16 protein-coding genes and 2 pseudogenes are annotated in these 24,140 nt (G+C 50.3%); 6 read left to right on the top strand and 12 right to left on the bottom strand.

Translation table 11 applies throughout. From position 1 onward, the window contains the following. Window position 1: 1 nt before the first annotated feature. The 5 genes from B9L21_RS00345 to B9L21_RS00325 all read right to left on the bottom strand — a co-directional run bounded on the left by B9L21_RS00345 (window position 2) and on the right by B9L21_RS00325 (window position 5,501). A complete protein-coding gene (locus tag B9L21_RS00345) occupies window positions 2-694 on the bottom strand; it encodes a ComF family protein (RefSeq protein ID WP_063164721.1) in 693 nt (230 codons plus the stop codon). Next, on the bottom strand, window positions 691-2,046 hold the full coding sequence (locus B9L21_RS00340) for a DEAD/DEAH box helicase (protein ID WP_063164720.1): 1,356 nt from the start codon (window positions 2,044-2,046) through the stop codon (window positions 691-693). Before B9L21_RS00340 ends, B9L21_RS00345 begins: the two co-directional genes overlap by 4 nt. Before the next feature lie 498 nt (window positions 2,047-2,544). Then, window positions 2,545-3,390, bottom strand: coding sequence for a DegV family protein (locus B9L21_RS00335; RefSeq protein WP_063167264.1), 846 nt, complete (start codon window positions 3,388-3,390; stop codon window positions 2,545-2,547). Window positions 3,391-3,645: 255 nt separating this feature from the next. Beyond that, entirely contained in the window at window positions 3,646-4,323 is a 678-nt protein-coding gene (locus tag B9L21_RS00330; protein ID WP_063167263.1) for a response regulator, read from the bottom strand. Continuing rightward, window positions 4,323-5,501 carry a sensor histidine kinase gene (locus B9L21_RS00325; protein WP_063164719.1) on the bottom strand — a complete coding sequence of 393 codons (1,179 nt, stop codon included), beginning with the start codon at window positions 5,499-5,501 and terminating at the stop codon, window positions 4,323-4,325. Before B9L21_RS00325 ends, B9L21_RS00330 begins: the two co-directional genes overlap by 1 nt. Before the next feature lie 217 nt (window positions 5,502-5,718). On the opposite strand from B9L21_RS00325, the gene B9L21_RS00320 reads away from it, so the two are divergent. Both B9L21_RS00320 and B9L21_RS00315 read left to right on the top strand, forming a co-directional pair. After that, a complete protein-coding gene (locus B9L21_RS00320; RefSeq protein ID WP_063164718.1) occupies window positions 5,719-6,363 on the top strand; it encodes a YigZ family protein in 645 nt (214 codons plus the stop codon). Window positions 6,364-6,398: 35 nt separating this feature from the next. Further along, the gene (locus B9L21_RS00315) at window positions 6,399-7,403 is read left to right on the top strand and encodes an LCP family protein (RefSeq protein ID WP_063167262.1); all 1,005 of its coding nucleotides are present in this window, start codon (window positions 6,399-6,401) and stop codon (window positions 7,401-7,403) included. A 243-nt stretch (window positions 7,404-7,646) separates the two neighbouring features. Here B9L21_RS00315 and B9L21_RS00310 read toward each other — a convergent pair whose 3' ends face one another. From B9L21_RS00310 to B9L21_RS00295, 4 genes are all read right to left on the bottom strand, one after another. Next, window positions 7,647-8,711, bottom strand: a complete 1,065-nt coding sequence (locus B9L21_RS00310; RefSeq protein WP_063164717.1) for a glycosyltransferase family 4 protein — start codon at window positions 8,709-8,711, stop codon at window positions 7,647-7,649. A 643-nt stretch (window positions 8,712-9,354) separates the two neighbouring features. Further along, on the bottom strand, window positions 9,355-10,230 hold the full coding sequence (locus B9L21_RS00305) for an accessory Sec system S-layer assembly protein (RefSeq protein ID WP_063164716.1): 876 nt from the start codon (window positions 10,228-10,230) through the stop codon (window positions 9,355-9,357). Window positions 10,231-10,243: 13 nt separating this feature from the next. Beyond that, window positions 10,244-12,610 (bottom strand): accessory Sec system translocase SecA2, encoded by a 2,367-nt coding sequence (secA2, locus tag B9L21_RS00300; protein ID WP_063164715.1) that lies wholly within the window; start codon window positions 12,608-12,610, stop codon window positions 10,244-10,246. A 317-nt stretch (window positions 12,611-12,927) separates the two neighbouring features. Then, complete coding sequence (locus B9L21_RS00295) at window positions 12,928-15,150, bottom strand: S-layer homology domain-containing protein (protein ID WP_063164714.1); 2,223 nt, start codon at window positions 15,148-15,150, stop codon at window positions 12,928-12,930. A gap of 260 nt (window positions 15,151-15,410) precedes the next feature. Here B9L21_RS00295 and B9L21_RS00290 point away from each other — a divergent pair, with 260 nt between their 5' ends. Then, entirely contained in the window at window positions 15,411-15,779 is a 369-nt protein-coding gene (locus B9L21_RS00290; RefSeq protein ID WP_063164713.1) for an SMR family transporter, read from the top strand. Window positions 15,780-15,803: 24 nt separating this feature from the next. Next, complete coding sequence (locus B9L21_RS00285) at window positions 15,804-17,060, top strand: ArnT family glycosyltransferase (RefSeq protein ID WP_063164712.1); 1,257 nt, start codon at window positions 15,804-15,806, stop codon at window positions 17,058-17,060. A gap of 22 nt (window positions 17,061-17,082) precedes the next feature. Here the strand turns inward: B9L21_RS00285 and B9L21_RS00280 are convergent, their stop codons facing one another. Continuing rightward, on the bottom strand, window positions 17,083-18,270 hold the full coding sequence (locus B9L21_RS00280; RefSeq protein ID WP_082816508.1) for a polysaccharide deacetylase family protein: 1,188 nt from the start codon (window positions 18,268-18,270) through the stop codon (window positions 17,083-17,085). A gap of 180 nt (window positions 18,271-18,450) precedes the next feature. Between B9L21_RS00280 and B9L21_RS00275 the strand changes: the two genes are divergently transcribed. Both B9L21_RS00275 and B9L21_RS00270 read left to right on the top strand, forming a co-directional pair. Beyond that, window positions 18,451-19,119, top strand: coding sequence for a hypothetical protein (locus B9L21_RS00275; protein ID WP_063164711.1), 669 nt, complete (start codon window positions 18,451-18,453; stop codon window positions 19,117-19,119). A 14-nt stretch (window positions 19,120-19,133) separates the two neighbouring features. After that, window positions 19,134-20,339 carry an efflux RND transporter periplasmic adaptor subunit gene (locus B9L21_RS00270; protein WP_063164710.1) on the top strand — a complete coding sequence of 402 codons (1,206 nt, stop codon included), beginning with the start codon at window positions 19,134-19,136 and terminating at the stop codon, window positions 20,337-20,339. A gap of 127 nt (window positions 20,340-20,466) precedes the next feature. Here B9L21_RS00270 and B9L21_RS00265 read toward each other — a convergent pair. Together B9L21_RS00265 and B9L21_RS00260 are read right to left on the bottom strand one after the other, a co-directional pair. Beyond that, a pseudogene (locus B9L21_RS00265) lies at window positions 20,467-23,751 on the bottom strand (S-layer homology domain-containing protein); the annotation flags it as partial. Between the two features lie 62 nt (window positions 23,752-23,813). Then, window positions 23,814-24,110 (bottom strand): annotated as a pseudogene (locus tag B9L21_RS00260) (zinc ribbon domain-containing protein); the annotation flags it as partial. Window positions 24,111-24,140 lie beyond the last annotated feature (30 nt).

Here is a 24,140-nt window from a genome sequence, read left to right as displayed (position 1 = left end):
CTCACGCCCTCACCAGCGTCAACGCCCCCACTTCAGCCGCCCCCGCTTCAAGCAACACGCGGGCCGCGTGGCGAACGGTGATGCCCGTCGTGTAAATGTCATCGACGAGGACGATTCGTTTCCCATTGATGGGCGGATGTGCGGAGAGAAAAAACGGGTTGTCGGTCTCAAGCCGCTCGCGGCGCGATTTTTTCGATTGTTTTTCAGAGTGTTTGCGGGCAAGCCAAGGAAAAGACGGGAACGGAAGCAGGCGGGCGAGCGCTTCGGCTTGGTTGAACCCGCGCTCATACAGGCGCTCGGGGCTGAGCGGAATCGGCACGATGTGCCACTCGCGCCCGAACGATCGGTGAAACGCACGGACAAACGGGCGGCGGAATGCATTGACGATGGCGTAATCGCCGCGAAACTTCCATAAGGCGACGACCTCTTTCATCCAGTCGTTGTATACGTATACGGAACGGTTTTTGACAGCCACTCCGCCCCACTGCTCATCTTCTTGCCAGCGGAGGCAATCGGTGCATGGCGAGGATGCCGCCTCGTCGAGCGGGCGGCCACACGTCTCGCAAAGGCGGCCGTCAATGAACAGAAACGAACTGCGGCAACGCGGGCAAAGGACGTCCACGTCCTCGAGGAAAAGAAGCTGGCGCCAGCTGGCGATCGGGTTGTACGGCGAATGGCAAAGAAGACAGTTCATCGATGCAGCAGCCCCCTTTTCTTCGCTGTCTCATTCATGCGGACAATGTGGCGGCGCGCCCGTACCATCTCTGTTGTTTTTCCGTGGTGGAAAAAGCGGACATCCCCGTCAGGAAACGCAGCGCTTCTTCCGACACGGCCCGCGATTTGGACGAGGGCGCTTTCCGTGAAAATGCGGTCGTCCGCGCCAAGGACGGCGACATCGATGTTCGGCACCGTCACCCCCCGTTCAAGGATCGTCGTTGTCACTAACAGCGGCACGTCCCCATCGCGAAACGCCTGCACATATTCAGCGCGAGAGGGAGCTTCGGCGTGAACGCCGACGATGCGGGCGTCCATCCGCTGCAACAGGCGGGTGACCGCCTCTAGCTCATCAATGTGCGGGACGAACAAAAACGCTTGTTTTCCTTGTTCCAAACGATGAAGAACCCAAGCAAGGACGTTTTCGGGCAAACGGCCGCGCTCGAGCCGTTTGCGCCAGTTCCCGCACCATTCGAATGACGGAACGGGAAGGGGGTGGCCGTGGTAGCGGGCGGGGATGACAGCGGCTTGCCGCTTGCCGCGCTGAATGTCGAGTTGCCAAGCGCGGGAGGGAGTGGCGGTTAAATAAATGAGGCTCGATTGTTCTTTTCGTGCCTGACTGACGGCATATTCGAGCATCGGTTCAACCGAGTACGGAAACGCATCGACTTCATCGATGATCATGACATCAAACGCGCGGTACGCGCGCAACAGTTGGTGGGTAGTGGAAAGAACGAGCGGGGCGATTCGCCCGCGCTCCTCGCTTCCTCCGTACCAAACCGCGAGCGGAACGCGAGGAAACGCCTGGCGAAAGCGGGGGGCGAGCTCGCGGACGACGTCCACTCTTGGCGTGGCGAGGCAGATGCGCCACCCTTCCTCCAATGCGGCGGCGATGGCAGGAAACAACATCTCTGTTTTTCCCGCCCCGCATACGGCCCAAACAAGCAGCTCCCTTCCATTCAGAACCGCCTGTTTGATCTCCGTCGCCGCCTCCTCCTGAGCGGCGGACAGCGTTCCGCTCCAAGCGAGCGGCGCCGCATACCGTTCTGACGGAAGCGGCTTCGTCACATGCACGAAGCGCGTGCAGGAACTGATGCGCCCCATCGTTAAACATTTGCGGCAATAGCAACAATCCGTCCCGCAGCGAGCGCACGGAAAGGAAGCGAACCATGCCTGATCGTCATTTCCGCAGCGCACACAGCGCCAGCCACGGGATATTTTGATGAGTCCAGGCTGTTCGTGAAGCCAGCTGGCGTGCAAGGCAGCCTCAATATCGTCATAGGAAAACGGGAGTTGTTCTCGCGGAAGCCGCTGGCCGTATAGCCATGCCATAAGCGGTGAGGAAACAGACAATCACGATCCCTCCTTTTCGTTCGACATATGGGGCGTATTCTTGCGGCAATTGGCCTTTTTCGACAAAATTCCCGAGGAAATATTGACAATGTTTCCGAGGAACGAAAACAGCTCGACAAATTGCGGCAATCCAAGTGAAGAAAATTGCGGATCATGATGAGGATCTTTCCTACACAATCCTAGAAGGCTGGTGATTAAAGGAGCAAGTTGCTTTACCGCCTTGTTTCTCAAATGGAGAAACCCTGTGGCATCAGCTTCTCGTTTCACGTCATCTGACGTTAGTTAGGGGGCGAGCGCTGTTTTTCAACAGCCTTCTAGAAGCATGACAAAACAAAAAAGCCAAACACAACAAATGGAATCATAGCCATTCGCCGCCACGCAAGGCGGTGCACGATGAACTACCTCGGGAACCGCACCGCCTTGCGGTTGTTTTGACGAACGACTGCATGCGGACGAAGCCCGCTAAACCTGCGGCCATTACGGTTGGTACCAAGTGAGTCCGAGCGCGCCTTCGCCGACGTGGGTGGCGATGACGGGGCCGAAATAGCTGATCCAAAACTCGACGTGCGGATAGCGAGCGGACAGCTCGTCGCGCCAGCGGCTCGCTTCATCCGGCTGATTGGCATGGATGATGGCGGCTTTCAGCGGCACGCCTTTTTCCGCGTCTTCGGCGAACAGTTCTTCGATGCGGTGGATCGCTTTTTTGCGCGTGCGGATTTTTTCAAACGGCACGATCACTTTGTTTTCAAAGCGAAGAAGCGGCTTGATTTGCAGGAGGCCGCCGATGAACGCCTGCGCCCCGGTCAGCCGTCCGCCCCGCTGCAGATGGGCCAAGTCATCGACCATAAAGTAGGCGCGCAGCGTTTGTTTCATTTCATCCAAGCGAGCGATGATATCCTCAGGAGACCTCCCCGCCTGCGCCATCTCGGCGGCTTCGATGGCGTAAAACCCTTGTGCCATGCAGCTGATTTCCGAGTCGTATGCGTAAACACGCAATCCGTCCACCATCGTCCCTGCCGTGACCGCCCCTTGGTACGTGCCGCTGATGCCGCTTGAGAGGTGGATGCTGACGACCGCCTCGTATCCTTCCTCGCGAATGGCGGTGAACAAGTCAACAAACTCACCGACCGACGGTTGGGACGTCGTCGGCAACGTCGGATGCTGCTTGATTTTGGCAAAAAATTCATCGGCCGTCATATCAATCTCTTCGCGGTACGTCTCATTCCCGAAAATGACGCTGAGCGGAATCAGGCGAATGCCCAACCTCTCGCGCACCTCTTTCGGCAAGTAGGCCGTGCTGTCGGTGACAATTGCCGTTTTCACGAACGCCATTCCTTCCTGATTTCAAATTTTCTTCCATTATACCAAAAAGACAAACCGCCCACCACTTACGAATCCAAATGGAGGATAGCGCACCGCAAGGACCTAAACAAAGCCGCTTGCCGCCAACTACAAAACAGCTTGTCCTCACCACGGACACACCAACAACGAAGCATCGCTGCCTCGATCCCCTCAACACCAGCCGCCAGACGCCCATCCAATCCGCCGACAATAGGCGGAAACGAAGGGGCATTGCCATTAGCGCACTTCGACCCAGCCGTTTTTGATCGCCACAACAACCGCTTGCGTCCGGTCGTTAACGTTTAACTTTTGCAGGATGCTGCTGACATGGTTTTTCACCGTTTTTTCGCTAATGTAGAGCGTTTCGCCGATGGCGCGGTTGCTTTTGCCGTCAGCCAGCAGCTGGAGCACTTCGCATTCGCGCCGCGTCAATAAATGGAGCGGACGGCGCACTTCTTGTTTGACCGCTACGCCGCCGCCTCTTTCCGACGTCAGGCGTCGGTATTCGCGGATCAAATTGTGCGTCACTTTCGGATGCAAGTACGAGCCGCCTTCAGCGACGATTTTCACCGCTTCAATGAGTGTGTCGGCATCCATTTCTTTGAGCAAATATCCAGTAGCCCCCGTCTGCAAGGCGCGCATGACATAGTTTTCATCGTCATGGATCGATAGGACGACGACTTTCGTATCGGGATACGCCTCAATCAGCTGTTTTGTCGCCTCGACCCCGTTCGTGTCGGGCATGTTAATATCCATCAGCACCAGATCCGGCCGGTGCTCTTCGACGATCGAAAGCGCTTCGCACCCATCGCTCCCTTCGGCCACGACTTCAAAATCGCCCTCAAACTCTAAAATGCGCTTAATGCCTTCGCGGAACAGCTGGTGGTCATCAATAATGGCGATGCGTGTTTTCATCATTTCCTCTCCTCCTTGTTCGTTTCTAGAGCTGAACGGTCAAGCGGGACGCGGATGAACACGGTTGTGCCGCCGCCAGGTTTCGAGCGGATCGCCAACGTGCCGCCGAGCAGCTCGACCCGCTCCCGCATCCCGATCAAGCCGAACGCATTTTCCTTTTTGATGGATGGGTCGAACCCTTTGCCGTCGTCTTTTACACTGACAAGCAACTGGCGGCACGTCACTTCCATCTTGACGTCAATGTGGCGCGCTTCGGCGTGTTTTAAGGCGTTTTGCACCGACTCTTGGACAAGCCGAAACACCGCCGCCTCCATCCGCGACGGCAGTCGAATTTCCTCCCCGATATGTACAAAGGAAATATGGACTCCCTTATTATATTCTTCGGTCGTTTGCAAGTATTTTTTAAGTGTCGGAACTAATCCTAAATCATCAAGCGCCATCGGCCGCAAGTCGTAAATAATGCGGCGCACCTCGGACAACGCGGAGCGCACCATTTTGCGAAAATCGCGAATTTCGGCAATCGCCGCCTCAGTCCCCCGGTCTTTCATCACCTTTTCCACAAGATCTGACCGAAGGAGCACATGGGCGAGCAGTTGCGCTGGGCCGTCATGAATTTCCCGCGACAGCCGACGCCGCTCTTCTTCTTGGGCTTCAATGATTTTGAGACCGAATTCTTGTTTTTGTTTTGCCCCTTCAATGATCTCGCTGACTTGGCGGAAATCGCTGTTTAAATAGTTGAGCACAACCGTAATTTGCCCGACCAAATGATCGGCGCGCTCGATGATTTGCAGCAGGCTCGCCAGCCGCCGCTCAAGCTCGTCGCGGCGCAGGCGCAGCTGCTTTTCGCGCTCGCGCACCATCGTCAGCTTCATGTGCAGTTCATGCGCTGCTTCATACGCCTCGCGAATATCTTGTTCCGAGTGGGACGAAAAGTTTTGGCTCACTTCCGACAGGCGGCGGCGCGCCTGACGTGCTTGCGCTTCGAGCCGATCCGCCTCTTCAATCGTCTGCACGGTCAGCCGCTTCACCTCTTCTAACTCGCGCAACAAACGGTCTTGCTCCTGGCGCGACTGCTCACCGATATGGAAAATTTCATCTTTGCTATGTTGAACCGTGTCGATCATTTTTTCGACAATTTCATCCAACTGCTTCACATCCCAACGTTTTTCCCCTGCCATTTGCCAACCTCCAGCAGCGCTGCCAAGCAGTATGCATGGGCGCCAACAAAATTTATTTGAAGGAAAAAAGTTGTCGATTTATAATAGTAAAAGCATGCCCTATCTATAAATCTTTTACCTTCAGTTTACCATAGTCAGGGTAAAGTGCTAGCTGTTTATGCAAAAAATAAACAAATGTAAACCGTTTCCACGTTTTTAATGATCGAGGTGTTTTGCTTTGTTACAAAAATATTACACCGTCAAAGGATACGGTGAGCGGGAAATCGTGATCGAAAAATCACGGTTTATTTGCTACATCAACCGCGCTGAAACGGAAGAGGAAGCGGTCGCGTTTATTCAACAAATCAAAAAGAAACATTGGGATGCGACGCACAACTGCTCCGCCTATTTGATCGGCGAGCATGATCAAATCCAAAAGGCAAATGACGACGGCGAACCGAGCGGCACTGCAGGTGTGCCGATGCTTGAGGTGCTGAAGAAAAAAGGGTTGAAAGACACCGTCGCGGTCGTCACCCGCTACTTCGGCGGCATTAAGCTCGGTGCGGGCGGATTGGTGCGCGCTTACAGCCGCGCCGTCTCCGAAGGCTTGAACGCCGCGGGCATCGTCGAACGCCGTCTCATGCGCATCATGAACGTGACGATTGACTATACATGGCTTGGGAAAGTGGAAAATGAATTGCGCTCTTCCGTATATACTATAAAAACTATCCATTATGCCGACCGCGTCACCTTTGCTGTCCTCGTTCCCGAGGACAGCCAGCTCCCGTTCAGTGAATGGATGACCGAACTGACGAACGGAAGGGCGGACATTCAAGCCGGGGAAACGGAATACGTTGAATTTACCCTTCCCTCGGGTTCGTAAGAACGAAAACGATTGAAAAGGAGCTCTCTTCCATGATGACTAACGAACGAAAACTTCATCGAAAGAAAATGAGGAAAAAAAAGCGAAGACGACGTCTCGCGTTCGGGTGCCTGTTGCTTTTTCTAGTATTGGTCGCCAGTGGTCTTGGTTATGCTTCTTTTTTAATGCATAAAATGAAGACAGCCATGAATGAGGCATATGAGGAAATTGGAACAAAGGAAACGATGGGCGACCACCTTGACCCAAAAAAGGATAGTTTCACCGTGTTGTTTATTGGCATTGACGATAGCAAAACGCGCAACTTCCAGAGTGATACGCGGTCTGATGCGTTAATTTTGGCTGCGTTTAACGCTGATACGCAATCAGTCAAAATGGTGAGCATCCCGCGCGATTCATATGTATACATTCCTTGCGAGGATCAGTACGATAAAATTACTCACGCCCATGCTTACGGAGGGACGAAATGTACCATTGAATCAGTCGAACATTTGTTTGATGTCCCGATTGATTATTACGTGAAGATGAACTTTTACGCCTTTATCGATGTTGTCGATGCACTCGGCGGCATTGAAGTGGAAGTGCCATATGATATTCGGGAAAAAGATGCTGAAGACCATCGAAACGCCATTGTCCTTAAAAAAGGATACCAACACTTAAATGGGGAAGAAGCTTTAGCATTGGCGCGGACGCGCAAAAAAGATAACGACATTGAACGCGGCAAGCGACAGCAGCAAATTTTGCAGGCCATCTTGAGAAAGGCGAGCCACACTGGTTCCATTTCAAAATATGATGATGTCATTGAAGCGATCGGAAACAATATGAAAACAAACTTCACCTTCGATGACATCAAAGCCTTGATTTACTATGTATCAACCGGCAACCCGCTTCAAACCGAATCGCTTGTCTTACAAGGAACGGATGATAATGATGGGGTTTATTACTATCGGTTGGATGAAGAATCGGTGCAAGAAGTATCCGATGCCCTTCGCTCCCAGTTGCATGCATCAGCCGAACAACAACGAAACGAAGAGAGGAATTGAAACGTGTAGTGGGTGTCTCGGACGCAGCGGGACACCTTTTTTTAACATAATTCCGAAAGAAGTCTCCCACTTCAAGCGAAGCTAAGTGGGAGTAGTTCACATTCCCCTATTTTAGGTACACTATATCATATTCCCTATTCAAGGAAGACCATCGCTCCGCTCCGCCTTCCTTATCAACGATTGGCCCCGTTGACTCCCTCCTTGTGTATAAAAATAGCTGTCCCACCTCTTGGGACAGCCTGTTTATTTCATTTTTCCGTTTACATAACGAATGCCTTGGACAATTCGTAAAATTGGGCGGTAATCATGGCCGACTAAGCCAATTTTTTCTGCCATTACCTCAAGCGCCAACACGACAATGGTCAAAATAATAAGTGATACCCAAGCGGCGGCTTTGGATAAAATGACGGCGATCAATCCAAACAAGGCGCTCACACCGTAAATAATGAGCACCGTTTGGCGGTGGCTGTATCCGAGCCGCAGCAGGCAATGGTGCAAGTGTGACTTGTCTGGCGCAGATAGCGGCTGCCGTTTCAGCAAGCGGCGGATGATCGCGAAAAACGTATCGGAAATCGGTACGCCTAAAATGATCACCGGGATAATAAAGGAAATCGCTGTGACGTTTTTAAACCCTAACAACGACAACACAGAGATCATGTACCCTAAAAAGAGCGCCCCTGTATCGCCCATGAAAATTTTGGCAGGATGGAAATTATAAACTAAAAACCCTAAGATGCTGCCAATTAAAATGATGCTCATGCCAGCGACAAACAAATCGCCTTTTAAAAACGCCATCCACGTGACGGTGACTAAAGCGATGGCAGAGACGCCAGCCGCTAAGCCATCCAAGCCATCGATTAAGTTAATGGCGTTTGTAATGCCAACGATCCAAAGGATCGTAAGCGGAATGCTAAGCACGCCAAAGTGCAACTGGGAACCAAACGGCAAGTTGATGTACTCCACTTGAATCCCGCCAAATACGACAACGACAAACGCGGCGAACAGCTGACCGGCCAGCTTGAGTTTCGGGGAAAGTTCGATTAAATCGTCAAGCATACCGGTAATAATAATAATGACACTCCCTAACAAAATGGGAATTTCTACAGCGTTATCTGGGTCCAAAACCAGCACACCGATCACAAAGGCAATATATATGGCTAATCCGCCCAAACGCGGCATAATTTTTTGATGTACTTTCCGCTGATTCGGCCGATCCGTGGCGCCAACGATAAAGGCCAGCTTTTTCACCAGCGGTGTAATGGTCACGGAGGCAAAGAAGCAAAGCAACAAGGTCAAAAAGTAACCCATAAAAAATCCTCCTTAATCTTATCATAACCACTCATTTCATTTTCTTGTCCATCGATTTTTTCATTGTTTGGCAATATGTTGGGCTACCGACAACAAATCGTGTGCATAAAAGCGGTGAACAGAGAAAATACTATAAAAAATAGAGTCATACCATTGAGGATTATATCATAGACAACAAAACTATGAAATATTTAATTTTCACTAGTTAACCGCCTTCTCTTTTATAATCGTTCGCAAAAACGTATGAAAAAAGGGGAGTTAATTTACATTTTTTAGGATGAAAGGAATGGATATAGAGGATAATTCATGCATTTTGTATAATATTTTCACATTTTGGCTTGTCTACTACGTCGGTTATGGTACAATAAATAATGAGGACCGTCCTCCGTTTTGCATGGGTATAGTCGAAGGGGCGATGGACGGGTTGAGGCCGAGGAAGATATCTGCGTGCTGATGCGGGTATCTTCCTTTTTCCATAATAAAGAACGTTCTGCCAGGCGGCAGAACGTTCTTTTTGCATCTATATAGGTTGTAATAAAGAATTTGCGATCTCCAGTCTTTACCTCCTGACAAGGTGACAGGAAGAGTAAACAATGCCATGTAAAACAAAATTGCAACGTATATATAGCGGATCAGCGGCAAATTACGATTGGATAATGCTGAGTTTCCAACTACTGAAATCCGGCTCTGCTTTTTGAACGAGCGATGGGGGAAAAATGAATGTCCACGGTTTGGTTGTGTTCGCTTTGATCTCTAGGCGATCCAACGTAAAGCCTCCCCGAGCAACAACGTCCCCTGTCGCATCTTCTACTTGAAGCGGCAGCTGCTCCAGATAAATCGTTTTGTCACTGCCGTTACGAATCAGCACCGTCACCCGCAACTCCCCGTCGTTCATCGCGGCTTGGAGGCCAAAAACGTTCACTTCGCCACTTTTTGGCGCTCCTAGCTCGTCGACGATGCGCCGCAACTTCTCTTTTTCTTCTTCCGGCAGCGCCTCTTCCCAACTCTTCTCCAGTTCAAGCCGATGTTTCGGCTTCAGTTCAAACGCCAGCTTCCACCCTTCCCTCGGGATCTCATCGGTCCGCAACGTCTCATAGCCGAATATAAAGCGCCACGGACGGCTCGTTTTTGGCGGAAGGCTTCCGAGTTCCTGCAGATCAAACTCTTTTCGGGCTAAAATGCTTCCATCCTCCCGAAGCAATAATAAAGGAACACGGCCGATTTGAATCGATTTCGGCAAGCTATGGCGCACAAACGCCGATACGATGATTCCATCTACTTCTTTTGACCAGCTGATGCCCGACAACGAAATTTGGTTAGGCTGTAACGGCGGCAGTTCATTGTTTAAAAAACGAAGCACGTATTGCTCTTCGGCTGGCACGTTCCAAGATGGATGAAGCGACAATTCGGGATATACGTCTTCCGTGCTCGTGACTTCCCCTGCTTCTTCCATGATTTCTTGAGCCGCTACGGTTGTATCACCGCCGCTTTTTTTCTTTTTTTTAAAAAATGGAAACAACGAACATTCCCCCTTATGCGTGGTTTTCTTCTTGCTCTAACGATTGAAGCAATCGCGCCGTATGAACACTGATCTCTTTTTCGATCACTTCATACATGGCTCGAAACATCTCAAATCCCTCTTTTTGGTATAGACGAATAGGGTCTTCTTGTTGGTAATGGCGCAACCCGATTCCTTCTTTTAACAGCGCCATCTGATCCAAATGGCGCATCCAATGATCATCAATGACGGTCAACATAACGCTTCTCAGCAACGTTTGCAGCTGGGCGTGCGCTTTTTTCTTCTCAAGAAACGCTATATACGAATCAACGGCTGCTGCAACTTGTCGTTTGACATCTTCCACATCGGCCGGTGGGCGGTCAAATTGGATCGGCGTTCGGTATACGATTCGGTTCAACTCTTCCGCCATACGTTCGATATCCCATTCCTCAGGGATTTGTTCCCGCAAGGCGTACGCATCTACCATTCGGTCACAAGCAGAGCGAATCATCGGAATGACAAGCGCCACGCGGTCGCTTTCCTCGAGCACCCGATCACGGATTTGGTAAATGACATGGCGCTGTTCATTCATCACGTCATCGAGCTTTAAGTTATACTCCCTGATCGAGAAATTGATTCCTTCCACGATTCGCTGCACTTTATCGACAAACTCATGAACGTCGTTATTCAAAATGCATCCCGTCTCATCCGTTTTCAGCTTCGCCTTTAACTTTTCCGTTTCCTCGGCCGCAAAGCGCCGGAACATGTCATCCTCAAGGGAAATGAAAAACTGGCTTGACCCTGGGTCCCCTTGGCGGCCGGCCCGCCCTTTCAATTGGTTGTCAATCCGTCGGCTTTCATGCCGCTCTGTGCCAAGAACATGAAGCCCGCCAAGCTCATCGACTCCTTCGCCAAGCAAAATGTCCGTCCCGCGGCCGGCGATGTTCGTGGCAATCGTCACCCGCCCGCGTTGCCCGGCTCGGGCGATCACTTCTGCCTCTTGTTCAACCGTTTTCGCATTGAGCAATTCGTACGGAACTTGCTCTTGATCTAAATACTTCGCCACTTCTTCTGACTGCAAAATCGACGTAGTCCCGATTAACACCGGTTGCCCGCTCCCATGGCGGCGCTTCACTTCTTTCGCTACGGCAACGTACTTATCGTGGCGGGTCATGTACACCCGATCAGGCAGGTCGATGCGGATTTTCGGTTTGTTAGTCGGGATCGGAATGACATCCATCCCATAAATGCGTTGGAATTCTTTTTCTTCTGTTTTCGCTGTTCCCGTCATTCCTGATAAAATCGGGTACATGCGAAAATAGTTTTGAATCGTAATGGAAGCGTATGTTTTGTTCTCTTCCGTAATCTCGAGCCCTTCTTTCGCTTCAATCGCTTGATGAAGGCCGTCGCTTAACGAGCGGCCTTCCATCACGCGTCCGGTAAATGCGTCAACAAGCAATACTTTTCCATCGCGGATGATGTAATCCACGTCACGTTTAAATAAAACGTGCGCCCGCAACGCCTGAATGACATAGTGATATAACACTTGATGCTCTATATCATACAAGTTATCAACGCCAAACGCTTTCTCTACCTTTTCAATGCCTTCATCTGTCAAGTTAACCGTCTTCGTCTCCCCTTCATATATGTAATCGACCTCCCGCTCAAACCGCTTGACTAATCGCGCCGCGATATAGTGGAGCTCGGCGTTTGAACGCGTTTTTCCGGCGATAATGAGCGGCGTTTTTGCCTCATCGATTAACACGCTGTCAATTTCGTCGATGATCGCATAATGGTATGGCCGTTGCACTTTGTCTGAAGCATCGTACACCATATGATCGCGCAAATAGTCAAACCCAAACTCCGTGCCGATGCCGTATGTAATGTCGGCTTGATACGCCCGTTTTTTTTCCTGCGGTGACATGAGCGGCAAATTGAGCCCGACAGTGAGGCCGAGAAACTCGTGAATTTGGCCAATTAAATTCCGGTCGCGCTTCGCCAAATAGTCGTTCACGGTAATGACATGTACCCCTTTTCCTTCTAGCGCCCGCAAGTAGCTTGGGAGGGAAGCGACGAGCGTTTTCCCCTCACCTGTTGCCATTTCCGCAATGTTTCCCTCGGCTAAAACGAGGCCGCCGATCAGCTGAACGTCAAAATGGCGCATCCCGAGCACTCGTTTCGCTGCTTCGCGGACCACCGCGAACGCTTCCACTTGAATGTCCTTCACCGACTTGCCGGAAGCAAGCTGTTCTTTCAACTCATCCGTCTTCCCACGCAACTCGGCATCGGTCAGTTTTTCTATTTGTGATTCCAACCGGTTAATTTGCTCCACCACTTGCATATATTTTTTTAACTGCCGTTCATGGGTATACCCTATCGCTCTCTTTAAGAGTGAAAGCATCCGTATTTCGCTCCTCTATGACGAATTCTTATTTATTATACCAAATTTAGAATCTATACGAAACGAGTCACCGATATGTTAGTTTTTGGGTATCCATCCAATGTTATGAGCTTTTCATGAAAATATGAAAACAGTGGCCACCAAGTTCCCCCTCTTACACCATTGTGATCCTCGCGATGAATAAATTACTTGTCGACAGATTTTGTCGAAAGATGTAGAATGATGTCGATAGGGTTGAGGTTGATAAGCCAGTCTCTCTCGCAGAAGGCTGGCGCTTTTTTTTGCTAAAAAACCGGGCATAAAGCCCGGTTTTTTGTTTAGATGGGAGTGAAGATTTGAATCGTCGGCACCTTCACTCCGCTGTCATCGAGTGATTGTCTCGTGACCAACACGATGTTTCCGTTGTGTACCATCATCGCCTCAATCTCGCCACTGATGGCCCACCGCTTCTCTTTTTTGAGTGATGTGCTATTGTACGCGGTGACTTGATGGCCTTGCGCCGTATACACGCGGCCCCGCGGCAAATCGAAAGCGATGGCAGAAAACGGCTCGATCGTCGCCGCGTACGTCATATTCACGCCTTTTTGCGCTGCGGCATAAAAGACAAAACCAGCATCGTTAAAAATGTATTTTCCATCTGGTGAAATCGTCAGGTCCGGTTCCAAATCATAATCGGAATGATATGGAGATGGATACGTTTCGACAAACCGCCCGTCAGCCACCCGATAAACGGACATGGTGATCGGAATGGTATTCGTCGTAATGGCATAAATCATCGATTGGCTAGGATGCATTTCAATCCGGCTGGCTTCATAAATGCGCTCCGATGCGACTTCCTGTTTCGTAAAACGGTCGTAGCTTTTAATGTACGTATGTTGCCCGGATCCGGATGAAACGTAAATATAACGTTGATCGGCCGCAATATCAAATGGATCCAAGGCAATATCAAACGTTTCTTTCAGTCTGAATTCTTTCGTGTCAACGATCGCAATGGCCCCTTGTTGCTCTTCGCTCCACCAGTAATGATTATGTTCGCCTTTCAATAATGTAATATACAGCTCATCATTGGCGAAAGATAACCGCTCGGCCGGAAGCGGCAAGGAAATTTTTCTTATATTGCGAGTTTCATAGTTGATTTCAACCGCATGGTTTGAATAATCAATTCCATATAAAATCGGCAGCGATGGATGAGCGACAACGTCCACAAGCGGCTCTTCAAGACGAAATGTCTCCGTTGCCACCGGATCGCCTTCATCGTCCTCATACACCGGCAGTTCATCAGTTGGAATGACCGGCAATTGATAAAACGGCACTTGCGCATACGCCTGCACCACCTCTTTAAAATAGTCAGCCGCCAATGCAAAGTTTAATTCCCCTTGGTCAAAGCCGAACGACACAAGACCAACAACATATCCGTACATATTGAGCAGAGGACCGCCCGAACTGCCGTTTGTCACCGGGGCGGTAAATTGAATGAAATCAGCGTACCCTTCCTCAAGTTCCAACGTGCGAATGGCGCTCACGACCCCTGTCGAGACAGAATCAGAAAACCCGAGCGGACTCCCGATCGCCACGATATCGTCTCCCGCTTCTACCATATCGACCGAACCAAGCCGCAACGGTTTCAACGGCAATAAATCGGTCGGCTTTAACAGCGCCACATCCAAATCGAGGTCATAATCGACGACCCCTTCGATTTCATACTCTTCCCCATCGCTTGTTAACACGGTAAAGGCGGATCCGCCGCTGACGACATGAAAATTGGTGACAATGAGCCCATTCGCAACCGCAAAACCGCTTCCTTGAGCCAGCTCTTTCCCGTTTTCATCGTAAACATAGACAGTAACGACACTTTCCTTTTTAGCAATAATCTCTTTACGGGAAAGCTGTTTCGTCAAAGGCGGTTTAAACTCATCGTTCATATACCGCGCCATAAATAAGGCGAATTGCAGCCGGGTCAGCGACGCGTTCGGCCGAAAGGTGCCGTCTGGGTAACCGAGCGTTACCTCGTTGGCCGCTAAGGCGTGCACATACGGATACGCCCAATGGTCCGGCCTGACATCAGTAAAATCGGTTGCCATCCTTCCGCTTAAGTGATACGCATTAGCGAAAATTTTCGCCATTTGCGCTCGAGTGAGTTTCCCGTATGGGTCAAACGACTGCGCAGTTTTCCCGCTGACGATGCCAAGATTCGCCGCTAACGCAATCTCCTTGTACCCAGTGCTGCCTGGTTTCACATCCATAAATGGCATCGGCAGCTCTTCTTCCGTGTCAAGACCAAGTTGGCGGATGATCATTAGCACCGCTTGCACACGAGTCAAGACCGCTTCAGGATGAAATTTCCCATCTTTATAACCTTGAATGATGCCGAGATTTGCTAAATATTCCACCTCCGCGCGCCCCGTCGACACATCGGGAAACAAGCCGCGGCTTTCCACCGCCTGCGCCGGACCGGCGTACGGCCCCCAAACCCAAACAAAAACAAGCAGCGCGGATAACCAAACAGCCGCCGCCTTTCTCCGTCTCCTCTTCCTTTCCAAGTCCATTCCCCCTCTAGTACATCCGATGTTAATCCTAATCGCTTCCATTGTAATCGAAAAATAGGAAAATCTCTAGATGCTCTCTGTACAATGATCAGTCATTTCTGCCATCCAATTTTTTTATATCCCATAGTCAAAAGCATAATTTCTGCATGTTTAAGCCATACTACCGTATCAGCCTGCCTTTCGGTTTCGGCGCTTGGCATGACATCACCGGATCGACCATGAACAGAAAACAAATGAACGTGGGGAAGAAAAGGATGAACATCAGTAATTGGCTATGGCTCGGACTCAACACCGTTCTTCTTGTCACCGGCCAGTTTTTATGGAAATACGGCATGACGCGACACAAGTTCGAGCTAGACGTGATCTCCGTCGTCAAGCTATTGCTCTCGCCATGGATTTTGCTCGGATTGGTCATTTACGGAGCGGCAACCATCCTTTGGCTGTTCATTTTGTCGCGCGTTCCGCTTAGCGTCGCCTACCCGCTGCAAAGCATCGCCTACGTGTTGGCGGTGTTCGGCGCCTATGTGTTCTTTCACGAGCCGCTTTCTGTCCCGAAACTCATTGGTGTGATCCTCATTATGCTTGGGGTCTCGTTCATCGGTTTTTCCGCCAATGGCTCGTAACGATCAAATGAAGGAGTGGCAACGATGTCGTTTCGCTTTCATCCAAAAATCGCCGCTTGGCTCGTGGTGTTCCTTGCTTTCACTTTGCGCCTTTTCGCTTTATGGACGTACGGGCTGCATTTGACGCTTGACAGCGACGATATGGGATATGTCCGCAGTGCGAAACAGCTGCTTGAGACGGGCATGCTTACGTATCATCGCCCCGATGAGCCGACCGTCCACATTATGCCGGGCATGCCGCTGTTGCTGGCGGCGTTGTTTTTCGTATTCGGTACAGGAGATGTCGGCCTGTATGCAGCGAAACTCGTTATGATCGCCTTTGGCACCGGAAGCGTCTATTTGATTTATTTGCTCGGGAACGACCTCGGCCGCCCGTGGGCGGGTGTGATCGCCGCCCTCGGCACCGCGTTGTTTATCCCTTTGATCGAAACCGACAATTTAACGCTGACCGAGGCGCCGTTTTTGTTCGGCTTCCTGTTGTTCATCCGTTTCGCCATTCGCCTTGGCCGCCATCGGCACATGGCCGATTTTTATAAGCTGTTGGCCGCCTATTTGTTTTGTCTGTTTTTCCGGCCGACGATCGCCCTCGTTCCGTTCGCGCTGCTCGCGTATTTTTTGCTCATTCGCTACCCGCTTCGGCTCGCAATCAAGCAAGCGGCCATAGCGGCCGTACTTGTCGTTCTCGCGTTAAGTCCATGGTGGGTGCGAAACTACATGCATTACGGGGAGTTCATCCCGCTGACCGGAAGCTCCGGCGACCCGCTCTTGCTTGGTACATATCAAGGGTACGGCTATCGGTACGGCCCATCGTATAAAGAAGTCGTCAATACGATCGAAACACAACATCCTACCATGACCCATTATGAAAAAGAAAAGGTGAAAAAAGCGATCGCCATCGAGCGAATCAAAACGTGGTATCGCGCCAACCCGAAACAATGGTGGGAGAGCTATACGATCAAAAAAGCAAAAACACAATGGGAACAGCCATTCTATTGGATCGAAATTTTCGGCGTTTCGAAGCAAGAAATGACCGCCTGGCACCAGCGCATCATCCGTCTGGCGTTTGCCTCTGCTTTGTTCGCCCTGTTTACCTTGAAACGGCAGCGGCGCGAGCTATTGTTTTTCCTTTTGCTCATCGCTTACTTTACGGCATTAAACAATGTCTTTTTCGCCTACCCGAGATACAATCTCCCCTTAATGCCGATTTTGTTTTTATGGATCGGGCTGTTTCTCTCTTCGATCGCATGGCGTCCAAACCGCAAAAAAGCTGCCTCTCCGTAACAGCGGAAGAGGCAGCTTTTGATTACGGCTGCAATAACTGTTCAAACTGACGAAGCGAAATCCGTGGATACACCCATTGCCGTTTTAACTCAAACACTGGATCTCCAGGATAAACGGTCCCTTTTTTCGTCGTAAACGCCATGGTAAACCCCGCTTGTTGCACCATATCGACGACTCGTTCGTTATAAGCGCCAAACGGATATGCGAGGGCCGTCGCCCCGATTTTTTCTTTGCTTGCCAGTAAATCAGCCATCACTTCTTCATACGGCTTAAACAGTAAATACGGGCCATATTTTTTATCCGACAAGTGAAAATGGCTCGTATGGCTTTCAAACGTAATGATATCGCGCATTTGGGCGATTTCTTGTTTGCTTAAAAACTGCAAGCCTGTCGGGTCGAACGGTTGCGGGGATGGACGCATTCTCCCTGTAATCATAAACACCGTTGCCCGAAAGCCGTACTGCTTAAGCAATGGATACGCATATATGTACGTTGACTTCAACCCGTCATCAAACGTAATGAGCACCGACTTCGGCGGCAGCAATCGTTCCTTTCGCACATACGCAAGCAGCAGATCCGGAGTAATCGCCGTATAGCCGTTCTCTTTTAAGTATGTCATTTCGTTGAAAAACTGGCTGAACAGAACCGTTGTTGTCGAACGAAACAGCGGTTCATCGGAATCATCCAATATATGATGATACAACAACACCGGCACACCGTGATCCTTTTCCGTCACATGCTTATAAATGTATCCGTCCCGCCCGCCGAATTCAATCAAATAAAACAAGGCGGTCTCGGCTTTGATCGGATAACGGACTCCAGGCTGGATGGAACCGATCGCCTGTTTCTTTCCGTTTTGAAAACTATACACTTGCGCTTCTCGCGTCGTTATCACACTTTTTCGCAGCCGATCCGGTCCGCGGGTGAACGCATACGGGCGCCCAAGCTTCGCTTCGTCCTTTTTAACCATCCCTTTGACAAACCCGTATTGGATGAAAAAATAGTGTTCATTTTCATCAATGACTTCAAATACCCTGTCGCTATACATCGTTCCAACTCGTTGCACCTCATTCGCCACATAGGCGTATACCGGCGCCGATGCTCCTTTGGATTGAATAAATAAGGGGACCGTCGTTGCCGCTTGCCCGCTTTTTTCCCATCCGAAAAGCAGAAAAAGAAAAAAAGCAAGCCAAACGAACCGATACCTCAAAGATCCATCCCTCCATTTCTCTATTATTTCTATTTGACTATGACTCTGTCCCTACCATTTTATCACCAAATTTCCCACTGAAAAAACCAATCTAGCAAAAAATGTCCAATCGTGACATATCGACTTTATTTATACTAAAATATGATTATGCCTACAACGATTGATGGAGGAATAGACGAAATGATTTACCGAAGTCATCCGTGGAAGGAATTGCTTCACCCGAACATCGCTTTTTGGCAGCTAAAAGAAGCGGAACGGGTGAAACGCATCATCCCGATCCTTTTGCTTTTTCTGTTCTTCTCTGCTGTTCTTTCCTTTGTCCGCGCTTATATCGGCGTCGGGACAGAAGAGTTGGCCAAACATCTTCCCCAGTATACCGATGAGCAGCGGACGCTGCTGCACTTGTTGTTTGCTGCCGGACACATCGTAGGCGGGATGGTCGTTCCACTGCTCTTTTTCTTCATCAGTTCGCTTGTGTTTTACGCCTTGTTTGAGGAAACCGATTTGGCGAAACTGATCGCCGCCCAGCTTCCTGTTTGGCTCATTTTTCTCATAGGAGAAACGGCGTTGCTTCTATTAGAGTGGGCGTTTGGCCTTGATCCGCTGGTCTCGCCGTTTTCGCTCGGCGTCTGGGGACCTTATTTGACGGACGACCGACTCGTATGGGCGCTGCTGCGATCCGTCTCACTGTTTTCCGTTTGGGCTGTCTATATCCAAGTGGTTGCCTTGCGCATCCTCACAGACCAATCGATCGGCCGCATCACTGCGACAGTCATCGCCGTTGATCTCGTGCTCGCCTTTTTCGCGGCCGTCTGTACGGAATTTCCATTTGAATGGTTCCCATCGTGAAAGGAGAGGTCACCATGAAACGAGCGTTGACCACCGTCTTGGCCATCGGCCTCATCGGCGTCCAGTTTTACGTAGCGTTCGCCGATGACAGCCGTGTGCCCAAATCGGCTTACGCGAACGAATGGACGAAACCAACACAACAAAACGTGCAAGAAACGATCAAAACAACGGGCTTTACCGCCCCAGCAGAGCGGACATTCATCTATTACGACCCGCAGCGCGGCGCCATCGATGACATTCTCGTGAAAAAAGGGCAAACCGTCCAGCCCGGCACCCCGCTGTTGCGCTACCGCACAGACGCCATCGACCGTGAGCTGGCCCAGCTCACGTCGAAGCAACAACAACTAAGCATGCGGCTTAGCCAACTGTCCGAAGAGATCCAAAACTATCAGTCCATGGCCGCTGCCGCGCCAGAAAACAGCTTCGAAAAACAGCAATGGGAAGAAAAAGCAACAGAAGCGGAACGCGAAAAAACCGAATTACAGTGGCAGCAACAACAATATGAACAAGAACGGACCGAACTGCTTAAACAAAAAGAGGAACAAACAGTCGAAAGCACGATGGACGGCATCGTCGAAGCCATCGATCCGAATCCATCGAACCCGTCCCGCCCGCTGATCACGATCGCATCTCATACGATCGTCATTCAAGGAAAAATCACCGAGTCGCTCGTCGGGAAGCTCGCCATCGACCAAACCGCCACGATCCGCCTTCCGAACGAAGCGAACGAACTAAGCGGCACCGTGAGCGATATCGGCCCATTTCCGATCAACGAGCCAAGCTTCCGGCAACAAAGCGAATATCCGTTCACTGTAAAACTGATTGAACAAGCCGAACGTGCTCCTAAGCCGCAACCATCGATGCCATTCGGCTACCATGTCGACATCACGATCGTGACAAAAGAAAAAAATGGGGCGATCACCATTCCTACTAAAGCCGTATGGCGCGAAAACAACCAAGCATTCGTCTATCTCATCCGCAACGGCCAGCTTGACAAGCGGCGCGTCACCTTAGGAATGAAACAAGGCAACCGCCAAGAGATCGAACAAGGTTTGACAGGAGAGGAATACGTCATCACCCGCTCGAGCCGCGACCTCAAACAAGGAATGAACGTATGGATGCCGCTCGAGATCACCAAGCTATCGAAAGAAACGATCCAACAAGTGCGGAAACGGGACATGGCGAAGTATTTTTTAGAAGGGGTTTTCAGGGCGTTTTAAGTGGACAAAGACAAACCAGACCCGAGAGCGAGGTGAGCGCTCTCGGGTCCTTGTTTTGAAAAAATCGCATGGAGCTATTGTATTTTAGAAATCAGAACACGCAACACTGCCATGGATTTAGGCCCCTTTATGGAATTAGTTTGGCATTTTTCAAAAATCCGTAAAGAATTTTCGCCATTTGTCCCCTTGTGACACTCTCATTTGGCCCAAAATCTCCACTCCCTTTTCCATGGACGATGCCTGCTTGATAGATTGTTTCAACGGCCTCTTTCGCCCAGTCTCCGATTCGTCCTTGATCTTTAAAGTCAGCTAGTGTTTTCTTCCGATCGAGTTGGGCAAAATCGTATTGGACAAACGGGAGCTTCATCGCTCGTTCAATCATCACTGCCGCCTGTGCCCGAGTAATTGGTTCATCCGGCCCAAACGTGCCATTTCTTTTTCCTTGAATAATGCCGTATTGTACGGCTGCCATCCATTCCCCGGTGCGGGCAAACCATTCTTCCCCTTTTACATCTTTAAACCGCCCATCATAGACGCCGCTAGGTAAACCGAGTGCGCGGGCAAGGAGCACGGCGAACTGGGCACGTGTCATCTCAGCATTTGGTGCATAAGTGGTAACCGAAATTCCTTTAACCATTTGTTTGGCGGCTAACGTTTCGATGTATTGCCTTGCCCAGTGGGTTGTCGTGTCCCTAAATGACGCGGACCCCTCTACTACGACGTACGTGGAGTTCGTCAGCGATTTTATGACCGCTTTATTACCAGCAAACAAGGTTGGCACAGCGGTTACTGTTCCATCTTCATGCAGACGAACGGCAACTGCCCGCGTTGGCTGGAACGCCTTTTGCACTGTCACTTCACGCTCTACATATTGGGTAAATCGGTCAATATTTTTTTCCTTTCCTCCTGCAGAGGCTATTACATGAAATATCACGGCATCGGATACAACATTAAACGGCAAAGTCGGCGCTTCAGTGACCGTCATTCCTATTGTAATATTGATCTTCCCGATATCAACACCAAAGTCTTTGGCCACATCTGAAAGCAGTGTTGGGATCTCGGCAACTGGAAGTTTATACGTCACCTTGTCCGTTTCAGCTACAATCACCGCACGGCTCACTTTTTTGCTCGCCTGTTGGAAGAAGGACGCAGGGACAACAATGTTCACGTTCTCCCCTTTTTCGATCTTGCCGACTGAGACGACGATTTCTTTTTCCCGCTCTGATAAGTGACGAATCATATTGTCGACATCCCGAGCTGAAATCGATGCTGTTTTTTCAGTCACTTTGCCACTCTGCTCTTTCGTTTCGATAGCGGGCTTCACAATCACTTTGCCGTCTTCCACTTTCACCGGCACCCCTTCTCCATCCGTCGGCACTCCGTTTTCAGGTGCTGTGCCCCCCGGTGTCGTTCCACTTCCAGGCATTCCCCCGTTGGAAGGCGGCAACGACAGCGTTCCTTCACGCAACTGCTTCGTCTCCAAATTTAGCACGTAATCTTTCGTATTTTTCGCAATGGCTCCACCGTCGTTTTTGAACACGGCTGCTTTGCTTTCCGCTGACGGTTCGATATGGATCGCCACTTCTTTTTGCTGCGGAGCCGGCGTAAAGGTGTAGACAAATGCCATCTGATCATTGATCGGCACCCGCTCGCCATTGATCGTCAAAACACCGTTTTTAATGGCATTGCCCTTGATCGTCACTTGACTCCCTTGTTTTTGCACCTCTTCGATGACCACCGGCATATCAATCCAGCGCAAAATGCGGTCTTCCACAACCATCGTATTGTTTCCTTCATTGTGAACGGTCACTTTCAAATCCGTGCCGATCGAGCCGTATCCATAATAACTGACATCATCATCCCCATTGTCTGCGGGCGTATGATCAGCCAGTCCTTCCTGATCCCACGACCCGCCTTTCACATACTTATACGTGATCGTTTCCCCTTCTTGCACTTCAGTTGTAAATTGCCAATCAGGCGTCACCGCTCCGTTGCGCGACATTTCCCATGCCCCTGTGTTCCAGCCATTCAAACTGTTCGGAATCGTAATTCGGGCATCTAACGGCGTATAGTCTGGGGCTTTGACTTTAAAAATGACTTTCACCATCACAATGTCCGGCTTCACTTTGACCGTGTTGGACGCGGTGACATTTCCAGCGCGGTCATACAGCTTGACAACGTACGCATACTCGGTGCCGTTTTCGACCCCGTAATCAACGAACGATGTGCTGATGGATGTCGTCATATGAATGACTGTTCCATTGCGTTCGATGACTAGCAAGTATGCATCCGCATCATCTTTTCCGACAAACTGCCATGACAAATGAACTTGCCCTGACTCAACAGGCGGCGGCGTCAGCTCAATCGCCTCGGCCGGCGCTTTTTGGTCGCTGGAGTCGGCCGCAAACGTCACTTGTTTGGCTTCCGTATACACCCAATCCTCGCCAAGGTTGGTCGTCAGCGCGTAGCGATACGTATACGTCCCTGCCACAAGCGGGGTGAAGGCGGCACGGAACACATTAGCGTCGCCATCTTGCCCTTGGTAAACCGCTCTATATTCTTTCCATGCTTCGTCATGCGGCCCTTTCACTTGCAGCACCGCTTGCAATCCATCGGCTGCTCCTTTGCTTGTCACACCGTCGATGTTCACTTTGACATCGATTTGTTGCGGCTGGGACAAATCGAGTGTGGCATCGCTTAACGTGGTCACGAACTGGACATTGTCGCTCGTCAGCGGATAATGAGGAACGACGCGATTCGTTTCCACCTTTGGCGACTCATTCCCGTTCTCATCGACGGCGGTAACGGCAAAGTAATACGCGGTCCCGTTCGCCAACGAATCGATCGTCACGGAAGTCCCGTTCGTTTCCGCCGCTAACGTATAACCAGCCCCTTGAATGGTTGATTGGTACACCCGATACTTCGACGCTTGCCCTTCCCAAGTAAGCGTCACGCAACCAACCACGGCGCTCGCCTGCAAATTCGTGACCGCCGCCGGTTTTTCCACAGTTACCGTTCCAAACATCATCCGCCCATCCATCGCCGGAACAGTGACCTTCAATGTTCCGCCGGCGACTGCGGCCGTTACGCCGTCATGCAACTCATCCGTCAGCACGGTGCCGTTCGGAAGCAAAGAAGCGACATCCAATGTCACCGTTTTGTCCGCATCACCGCGGTTGACGGCAATGAGCGACACTTCCTTTCCGTACTGGCGGGCAAAGACGTATACATCCCCTTGCGCATACAACGTCTTGATGTCGCCATGGGCCAACAGCGTTTGATGGTGCTGGCGAATTTGACCGACTTTCCGATAGTGCGCCAACAGATTTTGATCTTCTTTACCCCACGGATACGTACGACGGTTGTCCGGATCTTTGGAGCCGCTTACCCCTGCTTCATCGCCGTAGTGAACTACCCCCACTTAATTTTCTAGCGAAAATTTGAAGTGGGGGCTTCCAAAGAAGTTTGACTGCTTCAAGCAATCCTTATTCTTTGAGGCGTGTCCACTTCGCCGCTAGAGCATAAGACACTCAGGTCTACAGCTTTACTTTTCTTTAAGATGTTTAATGCGCCATTGACATCAGCATTAATTAGTTTGCCAGACTTTGTTCGATACAAGCCGCGCTTAATACGTTTGCCGCTGAACTTATATTCTTTTGGATTGTCGGCATTATATTCAGGAATCTCATCGCCGTCAAAAAAGCTGGCTTGAGACGTATATGATTCTTCCTGTTTCAAGAATTCAATGCCGTAAAATTCACAAAGATATTCTATATAAGTTGCAATAAAGATTTTCCGATT

This window comes from Geobacillus uzenensis, assembly GCF_002217665.1.
GTDB classification, from domain to species: domain Bacteria; phylum Bacillota; class Bacilli; order Bacillales; family Anoxybacillaceae; genus Geobacillus; species Geobacillus subterraneus.
This window is presented reverse-complemented; position numbering and strand designations above follow the sequence as displayed.